At 26.6% G+C, this 10,572-nt stretch carries 8 protein-coding genes; 5 read left to right on the plus strand and 3 right to left on the minus strand.

Annotated features, from left to right (window positions below; translation table 11 throughout):
- From E6248_RS08725 to E6248_RS08740, 4 genes are all read left to right on the plus strand, one after another.
- Nucleotides 1-1,176, plus strand: a 1,176-nt coding sequence (locus E6248_RS08725) for a HAMP domain-containing sensor histidine kinase (RefSeq protein WP_316340428.1), incomplete at its 5' end; no start/stop codon positions are given.
- A 6-nt stretch (nucleotides 1,177-1,182) separates the two neighbouring features.
- On the plus strand, nucleotides 1,183-3,195 hold the full coding sequence (locus tag E6248_RS08730) for a HAMP domain-containing sensor histidine kinase (protein ID WP_316340435.1): 2,013 nt from the start codon (nucleotides 1,183-1,185) through the stop codon (nucleotides 3,193-3,195).
- 371 nt (nucleotides 3,196-3,566) lie between these two features.
- Nucleotides 3,567-4,097: a TspO/MBR family protein gene (locus E6248_RS08735; RefSeq protein WP_316340429.1), complete on the plus strand. Its 531-nt coding sequence runs from the start codon at nucleotides 3,567-3,569 to the stop codon at nucleotides 4,095-4,097.
- Between the two features lie 168 nt (nucleotides 4,098-4,265).
- Nucleotides 4,266-6,464, plus strand: coding sequence for a DNA topoisomerase (locus E6248_RS08740; protein WP_316340430.1), 2,199 nt, complete (start codon nucleotides 4,266-4,268; stop codon nucleotides 6,462-6,464).
- A gap of 54 nt (nucleotides 6,465-6,518) precedes the next feature.
- Here the strand turns inward: E6248_RS08740 and E6248_RS08745 are convergent, their stop codons facing one another.
- The 3 genes from E6248_RS08745 to E6248_RS08755 form a co-directional block, all read right to left on the minus strand.
- Nucleotides 6,519-7,307 carry an ABC transporter permease gene (locus tag E6248_RS08745; RefSeq protein WP_316340431.1) on the minus strand — a complete coding sequence of 263 codons (789 nt, stop codon included), beginning with the start codon at nucleotides 7,305-7,307 and terminating at the stop codon, nucleotides 6,519-6,521.
- A complete protein-coding gene (locus tag E6248_RS08750) occupies nucleotides 7,300-8,067 on the minus strand; it encodes an ABC transporter ATP-binding protein (protein ID WP_316340432.1) in 768 nt (255 codons plus the stop codon). The genes E6248_RS08745 and E6248_RS08750 overlap by 8 nt, the downstream gene beginning before the upstream one ends.
- A gap of 192 nt (nucleotides 8,068-8,259) precedes the next feature.
- Nucleotides 8,260-9,288, minus strand: coding sequence for an ABC transporter substrate-binding protein (locus E6248_RS08755; protein ID WP_316340433.1), 1,029 nt, complete (start codon nucleotides 9,286-9,288; stop codon nucleotides 8,260-8,262).
- Between the two features lie 213 nt (nucleotides 9,289-9,501).
- On the opposite strand from E6248_RS08755, the gene E6248_RS08760 reads away from it, so the two are divergent.
- Nucleotides 9,502-10,572: diguanylate cyclase (locus tag E6248_RS08760; protein WP_316340434.1), on the plus strand; the 1,071-nt coding region annotated here is incomplete at its 3' end.

The following is a 10,572-nucleotide window of genomic DNA, read 5'->3' on the forward strand; positions in this document are numbered from 1 at the left end:
ATATTTAAGGAAACTGTAAACACAAGTAAGTATTTAGAGGAGATAAATAATAAAATAATAAAAAATAATTACAAATTGGAAGTAGCTTATAAAAAATTAAAGGACAAGCAACTATTATATAAAAGCTTTCTTAGTAGCTTACCTCATCCAATTGTAATAGTTAATCAAAATCTTAGAATTTCATATTGTAATATGAAATTTTTAAATTCCATTGGAGAGAAGAATTTAAGAAGAGTAGTTAATAGAAGAATTGATAGTTATATAGATCTTAGCTCAAGTACAAAGGAAACATTATCAAAGTTTAGCCAAAATGAAAAAGTATCGTATTCTACAACTATTAAAATAAATGGTAAACAATTTGAAGGAAGATTTTTAGGGCTAAATTCTGAAGAAAATGAATTTATATTATTACTAAAGGACTTAACTGAGGAACTAAGGTTAAGAGATATGAGAGAAGAGTTAGAGAGTATTAAAATGAAAGAAGAAATAAAGAAGAACTTTCTATCAAATATATCACATGATTTAAAAATTCCAGTTAACATAATTTACTCTGCTATCCAATTAGAAAAGATATTAATAGATAATAATGATTTAGATAAACTAGGTTTTTATAATGAAATAAGTAAGGAAAACTGTTTTATATTAACGAAGTTTACAAATAACTTAATTGATATTAGTAAGATAGATTCATCAAATTTAGAAGCTAATTTAATATATGATAACATTGTTGTTTTTATAGAAGATTACTTAATTTCTTTAAATACATATATTAAAAACAGTGGTATAAATCTTTTGTTTGATACAGAAGAAGAGGAAATTTATACTTATTTTGATACAGAGATGATGCAAAGAGTTATTCTTAATTTAGTTTCAAATTCTATAAAATTTACAGGGAATGGTGGGACTATATTTGCAAAAATTAAGGTTGAATCAGACTTAGTGATAATTGAGATAGGGGATAATGGAGAAGGAATGAGTGAAGAGTTTGTAATGAAAGCATTTAACAAATATGAAATGGAGGAAAGATCCAAAACATATAATCCTAATGGCTCTGGAGTTGGATTATTTGTAGTATATAATTTGATAAAAGCGCAAAATGGTAATGTTGAAATTAAGAGTCAAGAGGGGAGGGGAACTACCTTTATAATTAGTTTTAATAAAGGGAAGGGTGCTTAATTGAAAATGACAAGTGAGAAGGTTATTTATAGATATAAAGGGTCTGTTTCTAATATCTTTATTCCTATGATTATCATATTAACAATATTAAGTATGGTATTTAACTTGAAAAGTGAGTATATGTTTATTATAAAAGTTATATGCTTTGCTATATCAGTGATGATTTTTATTATTAGCATGATAAAGGTTGGGAATAAGGATTTAGGAATATTAAAGCATATTGGAATAGGAAGCATCTTTATTGCTTTAGTTAGGTTTATAGATATAGAATCTAGTACTGCTATTAATGATATGTCAATAATATTATCTTATGCTCAGATTATAAACTTAAGAGAACTTATCAATATTATACTTAGTATGTTTTTTTATGAGAAAGGAAAATCACCTCTATGGCAATCTATAATATTTTTAACCACCACACCTATTATTTATTTTTGGATAAAAGGTGGCTATAAAGGATTATTACTTATTTCTAAAGCATATAGTGATTATTTTATATTATCTATTAGTGAAGTTATAATAATATTACTATATTTTATAATGATAGCCTTATATATTAGATATAATTATAAAATAGATAGAATATGGATATTGATAAATGGTTCATTAATAGTAGTTAGTAGCATATTTGTTTATTTGTATAGAGTGTTAAATTTAGATTTAATATATTTAATAGGATTATCAAAAATTATAATGTATTTTTTGATATATGATAAATTTGAAGAAATATTGTTATATAATGCATTTTCAAGTGCTTATGAAAGCCTAAATAAGGCTAAAGAGACTAAAAGCAGTTTAAATAAATCCTTAAAAAGAAGGGAAAAAGAGCTTTTGGAGTTAAACCTTCTTATAGAGAAAAGTGAAAAAAGATATTACGATGTAGTACAGGCTTTTTCTAAGGGACTTCTACTATTTGAAAATAATTTTTTAACTTATTCTAATTACAATAATGAATGTTATTATGAAAGAGATTCATCTATGTATCCAAGGAAGGATTTAATAGAATTAAGTACGATAATTGGTAGAATAACAGGAAAAAATCATTGTAAAAATGAAGAAATAGAAGACTTTACAACAGAAATTGTTATTACTGATGAAAATGGTGAAAAAAGAAACTTAGAAATATATTTAGTAAAGATTTATGGTAATAAAAAGCTATTAGTATTTAATGATATTACTGATATTATTAAGAAGAGAAAAGAGATAGTTAATATTGAAAAGAAAATTAAAGATGAAAATATAAAAGAAGAATTTTACTCAAATATTTCTCATGAACTTAGAACACCTATAAATGTAATTTATTCAGCATTGCAACTAAATGATGTATATTTAAAAAATAATGAGATTACTAAAATCAATAAGAACAACGAGATTATAAAACAAAATTGCCTAAGGCTTATAAGAACTATAAGTAATTTTATAGATAGTAATAAGCTAAATGAAGGGTTTTTAGAGGTAGATAAGAAGATTTATAATGTTGTAGAAATAATTGAAAATATAGTTTTAGCATGTGATTATTATATGAAACTTAGGAATATAAATTTAATTTTTGATCCTGAGAGAGAAGAAATTAAATTCTTATGTGATAAGGGACAAATTGAAAGGATAATGCTAAATATTTTATCTAATTCATTAAAATATGGTAAAGATAATGGATATATTTATGTAACTGTAAATATTAAAGATTACAGTAGTATTGTTATAAAGGTAGTTAATGATGGAGAAGCTATTCCTGAAGATAAGAGAAAAGATATCTTTGAGAAGTTTACTAAGGTTAACTCTTCATTAAATAGACCTTCAGAAGGTAGTGGACTTGGATTATTTTTAACAAAAGGACTAGTTAAAAACCATAATGGAGAAATAAGTATTAGAACAGGCGTAAAATATGGAAACACCTTTAAAATAGTATTTCCTTATGATGAAAGCATAGAAGGTGAAGAGATTATACCAACAGTAGGTTTGAAAATAAATCCTCTTGAAGAAAAGGTAGATATAGAATTTTCAGATATATATTTTTAACATAACACTATATTTTTATGCATATATATAAGTTGTGGATTTTGTAAAGTAAAATAGTTAAGAGTGAAGAAAATTAAGAGTTAAGAGAGAAGAGGTAAGAATTAAGAGTTAAGAGAAAAGTCCTTGGGGATTTTAAAATAAGGATTACCTTCTCAGTAATTAAAGAATGAAAGAATTAACGGATTAAATAATAAAAAAATGTTGGATAAAATCTTTGAAGATTTTTAGAGAATATTTTTCTTAATAGATGAAGTTATGCTTTGCAAAACTATTTAAATTCTTTCATTCCTTTATTTATTCATTTCTAATTTTAAACTTAAGTTTTGCTCTGCAAAATATCCTTAATTATGAATTAAATAGGGAGTAGTGTTATGAAATCAGTTCTAAAAAAAGATAAAAAATATGCTGTGAAGAAAGAATTCAAAATAATTAATAAGATAATTCCTTTATTAATAAATATAATGATTCCTATATTGGCAATAATATTAATAGGATATATAAATAGGAATACATTAGATACATATAGATCTCTTAAGGGTATATTAGTAAATGAGATGATAATAATTTTTCCAATAGGATATGGAATTATATATATTTTAATGGGTGTTTCAGCTTATAGAATATATATGAGGAATAAAAGTGGTGTAGATGATAAGGGAGCTTACTTTACTTATTTTATACAACTATGTATTAATTTTATTTGGCCATTTCTTTTTTTTACCTTTAGATTATATGGGTTATCATTTATTTGGTTAATAATATTATTAGTAGCAGTTTTAATAACTTTTTATAAGTTTTTTAGAGTGGATAAACTTTCTTCTGCATTATTAATTCCTTATATAGCATGGATTGTGTTTATAAGCTTTTTAAACTATTTTATATGGTTTTATAATGAAATGTAAAGAAAAGTATAGTATAATTGTAAGGGTTGTTATGAAATTATATTATGGTATAATTTTAAAGCCCATAAATATTCTATGGTTATTGAAAGTAAAAACAGGGCTGTTGTACAAAATTGACTTAATTTTTTTGTGCAAGAGCTTTTTTATTTAAAAAAGTAGGAGATATAAATGAAAAAAGTAATAATTGCTGAAAAGCCATCTGTTGCTAAAAATATTGCAGATGCTCTTAAAATAAAAAATAGAAAAGATGGATATTATGATGGGGAAGAATATCTAGTTACTTGGGCATTTGGTCATCTATTACAATTATTTGATGCAAAAGATTACGATGAAAATATGGTAGGTTGGAGAATGGAGAAGTTTCCATTTATACCTAATGAATTTAAATATAAGATTAAATGTGATGGCTACAATAGAAATATAGTAGATAAAGGTGCAGAAAAACAAATTAATTTGATAAAAAGTCTTATAGATAGAGAAGATGTAGATGGAATAATATCTGCAACAGACTATGATAGAGAAGGGCAAGTTATTTCAGATGAATTGTTTATTCATTTTGATGTAAAAAAGCCTATATATAGAATACTTCTTAATGAGTGGACAGAAGAGGAAGTAAAAAAAGGAATGGCAAATTTAAAGCTTAACTCTGAAATGAAGCCTCTTCAGGATGCTGGTATTGGAAGACAGTTAGCAGATTGGGTAATTGGTATTAATTTAACTTCTGTTGCTACATTACGTTATGGGGGAACTGGAAAAGATAGAAAAGTTATTAATATTGGAAGAGTACTGTTACCAACGCTAAAGATTATTTATGATAGGGATAAAGAAATTGAGAACTTTGAATCTAGTTCTTACTATAAATTAGCAGCTAATTTTAAATCTAAGGATAATATTGAATTTGAAACACTTTATTATGAAAATTCTAGTGAGAAATTTGAGAAAAAGGAATATTTAGATGAGATAAGTAAAGTTTTAGCTGGAAAAAGTGGTGTAGTAGTTGATAAAGAAATAGAAAAGAAAAGAGAATATCCGCAGCCGTTATTTAACTTATCTAACTTACAAGGATATATTACTAGTAAATATAAAGGCTGGACTTCAGATAAAGTTTTAAAGGTTGCTCAAGGCCTTTATGAAAAGAAGTTTATTACATATCCTAGAACTGCTAGTACTGTATTAGAAGAAAGTTTAGAGGCTAAAGCAAGAAAAGTATTAGAAAATATAAAAAAGGGGTTACCTTATGAAAATCAAGTTAAGTTCGTAAAGTCAAAAAGGGTTTTTGATAATTCTAAGGTAGAAAGCCATAGTGCCATAACTCCAACATATGTTATTCCAAAAGGCTTAAGTATTGATGAGCAAAATGTATATAATGCTATAAAGAATAGATTTATAATGCAATTTATGCCTGTTGCTGAATTTGAGGAAACTAAAATAACAATAAAAGTTAATGATGAGAAGGTACCAGGGGAATTTATAGCTAAAGGTAGAGTTGAAATTGTTAAGGGATGGAGAGTAGTTGAAAAGATAGATACTAAGGATACTATTTTACCATTAGTAGAAAAAGGTGAAAATCTTGATATTACTGGTAGTAAGGTTAATAAAGTTACGAAGAAACCACCTAAGCATCATACAGAAAAAACTCTTTTAAGAGTTATGGAAACTTGTGGGAAAAACTTTAAGAAGGAAAAAGAAGATAAAGACGAAGGTCCAGATGATGAAACTAATACTGAAGAAATGATGAATGCAATATTAAGTGGATTTAGTATAGGGACTCCTGCAACAAGGGCAGAAACTATTAAAAGACTTAAAGATATTGGATATATTCAAACTAAAGGTAAAAGTTTAATTACAACTGAGCTTGGCAGAACAATAGTGGAAATCTTTCCAGCTAAGGAGCTTTTAGATTTAGAATATACAGGTAGATTAGAAAAAACATTATCGGATATAGAGAAAGGTAAATATCAAAAGGTTGACTTTTTAAATCTTATTTACGATTTTACTAAAAATTCTGTTGAAAAAATAAAAAGTGATGATTCGCTTTTACATAAGTTTAAGGTAGAAGTACCAGAAGGTTTAGAAGAGGTAGGAAAATGCCCTATATGTGGTAATCCAGTAGTTGAAGGTGAAAAAAGCTTTGGATGTACTAACTGGAAAAATGGATGTAAATATACTATTTGGAAAGAAGATAAGTATATAGCTTCCTTTGGAAAAGCAGTATCTAAAGAAATGGTACAGCTATTACTTAAAAATGGTAAAGTAGGATTCAGAAATCTTAAAAGTAAAAAGGGAAATACTTTTAGTGCATATTTTAAATATGAAAAAAATGAAGAAACAGGATACTTTAATTGGAGTATGGAGTTTATTAAATAAAAACGCTTTAGTAACATGATTGTTACTAAAGCGTTTTTATTTACAGTTATGAAGTTAATTAATTTTCTTTAAAGCTTCTTCTAATTTTGCAACAGCTATATACATAATAAAAGCAATTACTGAAAGAATAACTATACTCATCATAACCATATCTAATTGTGAAATCTGTCCACCATAAACTATTAAGAATCCAAGTCCACTTCTTGCTACTAAGAATTCTCCCATAATTACACCTACCCAAGACAAACCTACATTTATTTTTAAGGCTGAAATTATCACTTGAATATTAGCAGGGATTACTAGATATCTTAATGTTTGGAATTTAGATGCTTTTAAGGTTTCCATAAGCTTAAGTTTACCCTTATTTACTTCATTAAATCCTGTTAATACAGTAATTATTGTTGTAACGATAGATATTAATAGTGCAATAGTTATAATTGCGGTAATTCCATTACCTACCCAGAAGATAATTATTGGAGCAAGAGCAACCTTTGGAAGGGCATTTAGAACTACTAAATAAGGTTCTAAAACTCTTGAAACAAAAGGGAAGGCCCATAAAATAATAGCAATTAAAGCTCCTAGGATTGTGCCTAAAGTAAAACCTAGAATAGTTTCATAGCAGGTTATTAATATGTGTTTTAATAAAGTTCCCTCTTTAATAAAGTCCATTAATGAATGTACTATTCTACTAGGGCTTGAAGTTAAAAAGGCATCTAGGACTTTTAAGTCAGCCAGAATTTCCCATAAAGCAATGAATAATATTAATAATCCAACTCTGAAGAGGGCAACTTTTATTGTATCTTTCTTTACTTTCTTTATATAATCTAAATGATCTTTACTCATTTAATTCATCAAGCTCCTTCCATAGTAAATTAAAATATTCATTAAACTCAGTTTCTTTTCTTCTTTGGAAAGGAGTTGCTTCCTTATTCATAAATTCTATTTTGACATCTATCTTTAATGTTGCAGGTCTTTTTGTTAATACTATTATTCTATCTGAAGTAGCAATGGCTTCACCCAAGTCATGAGTAACCATTATAGCTGTTTTTCCTTCTTTTTTTATTATGCCTTTAACATCATCACATACCTTTAATCTAGTTTGATAGTCAAGAGCTGAGAATGGTTCATCTAATAACAAAACCTCTGGATTTAAGGCTAAAGTTCTTATTAATGCAACTCTTTGTCTCATACCTCCTGATAATTCAGTAGGTTTATGGTTTGCAAATCTATCTAACTGATAATTCTTTAGTAAATTTTCAGCATTAGAAATATTATCTTTAGTATCAATTTTTTTTATTTTTAAACCTAATAATACATTACTTCTTACAGATAACCATTCAAATAAATAATCCTTTTGAAACATATAACCCATTTTGTCTAATCTATTTTTAACTGTATTATCGTTATATAGTATTTCACCTTTTGAAGGCTTAAGAAGACCACTTATTATATTTAAAAGTGTTGACTTTCCACAGCCAGAAGGACCAATTATACTTATAAATTCGCCTTCTTTTATTGAAAAATTTAAGTTTTCGATTGCCTTTGTTTCTGCTTTTAATGAATGGTAAGTTAAACTTACATTTGATATTTCAATTAAGCTCAAAATATTACCTCCTTTCGTTATGTAAACTCTAAATTATAGTTAGGAGGATAATACAAGTTGAATTTATAACTTTAGTTTTTAAAGTAAGGATATAATAAATGATTTTTATTAAAGTAGATTGCTTTATAATTGATAATTTTTTTCTTGATTTTTAATTTGAGGCTGCCTATAGACAGCCCCATAAATATAAACTTATTTGGATTCCATTGCTTTTTTAGCAAAATCATTATTGACTATTTTTTCAAAGGAAGGTCTACTCGGTAATAATGTTTTGTCATAACTTTCAATAACATCCATTAATCTATTTAAGTCTTCTTCTTCAATAGTTGGTTTTGTAGCAATAGCATCGATTGCTCTATAGTTCTTAACTACAGAAATAATAATATCTCTATCAGTTCCAGGGAAGAAAGATGATATAGAATCAGCAACTTCTTCATCACTGTGTGACTCTACCCATTTTTGACCTTTATAAATGGCATTAGTGAAGCTTTGAATTATTTCAGGATTTTTATCCATATAAGATTTAGTTGAATAAAATCCTGTATAAGCTAGATTACCAACAGATTCACCAATAGAAGCTACTATTTTTCCACTTCCTTCTTTTTCAAGCATTGAAGCTGTAGGTTCAAATAATGTTACGTATTCACCTGTTCCTGCTTTAAAGGCACCTGAAGTAGCAGTATAGTCTATATTAGTTACTAGGTTAACATCTGTTTTCGGATCTAATCCATTTAATTTTAAAGCGTATTCAAAAGCCATTTGTGGAACTCCACCAGGTCTTCCACCGATAATTTCTGCGCCTTTTAAATCTGTCCACTTAAAGTCATCTTTAGCTTCTCTTCCTACTAAGAAGGAACCATCAGTTTGAGTTAATTGAGCAAAAAGAATTGGATAATCTTCTCTACCTTGATTATTAATGTATATTGTTTGTTCAGGACCAGAAAAACCAATGTCAGCATTTTTACTTAAAACTTGTTGCATTGTCTTATCAGCACCTTGTCCAGTGGATAAGTCAATTTCAAGGCCTTCTTCTTCAAAGAATCCTTCATTTATTGCAACATACATAGGAGCATAGAATACTGATCTTACTACTTCATTTAATCTTATTTTTGTTAATTCTTTAGGTTCCTCTTTTGTTGGTTTACCGCAGGCAATAAAGCTTAAGGTTGTTACACCAATTAAAGCTATAATAGAAGCAATTTTTATTAATTTGCTTTTCATTTGAACCTCCATATCATTTAGTCCATGTTTTATAATATGACTTCCTATCAAAATTTGTTAAATAATACTAGATTATAAAGGAAAAGATTTAATTTTACTGTTGATAAATAATTTGACATAAAGGAGTATTTAATTTATAACTATATTGTAAAAAGATATAAATACTAAAAATTAAATACAAATAAATCAATAATTATAAAATAGGAGAAGATAATGTTATTAAAATTTTTTCAAAATGCTTGTATTCTAATTACATTTTTAAGTTTAATTCAGCATTTTGCTAGAGATAAGAATATTTTTGAAGACTTATCAATAAATAAAAGAATTATAATTGGAATTTACAGTGCCATATTAGGTGTAATATTAATGGTTAATTCTGTACCACTTACGGATGAAGTGATTATTGATTTTAGGTACGTGCCAATTTTCTTAAGTGCCATTTATTGTGGATATTTACCTTCAGTTATTTCTTCACTTGTAATAGGTATTTTTCGTTTTTTATTTTTTGGAGTTTCTATTTCTTCAATAGTTGGACTAATAAGTGCATTACTTATAGGAATTGGGTTTGGGTTTATTTCCTCATTAAAGGTATCAAGAAGAATTAAATATATATACTGTATGATTTTAATTAGTGTGATATCAACAATTTCCTTAATTATAACATTAGAGGATTTAATATTAATTTTTCAATCCTTGATAATGCTTATATCAGGATATTTAATTGTTTCGTATTTTTCAATTAAATATACAGACTACATAATTGATATAATTGAAATTTATCAAAAGTTAAAGAAAGAAGCTACAAAAGATTATTTAACTGGATTAAATAATGTAAGACAATTTAATGAGAGTTTTAATAAGATTTCTCAATTGACTATACGTAAAGGTGAGGAATTATCAATATTAATAATAGATGTTGATTTTTTTAAGAATGTAAATGATACATATGGTCATGAGGCTGGTGATATTATTTTGAAAAGTTTAGCAAAGATTTTTCTTGATACATGTAGGTCTTATGATGTGATATCTAGAATGGGGGGAGAAGAGTTCTCTATATTATTATTAAATTGTCCTAGGTATAGAGCCTTTAAAATTGCAGAAAGAATAAGAAAGAACGTTGAAAATACTGATTTCTTTATTTCGGATAATAAATCTATTAAAATAACTATTTCAATAGGAATATCATCATATCCTGAACTGACAAATGAAATTGAGAGTTTGCTTAAAGGTGCTGATACTGCCTTATATGAAGCAAAAAATAGTGGGAGAAATAGAGTTATGTTC

Source organism: Clostridium sp. (assembly GCF_032552055.1).
In the GTDB taxonomy this organism is placed as follows: Bacteria; Bacillota; Clostridia; order Clostridiales; family Clostridiaceae; genus Clostridium.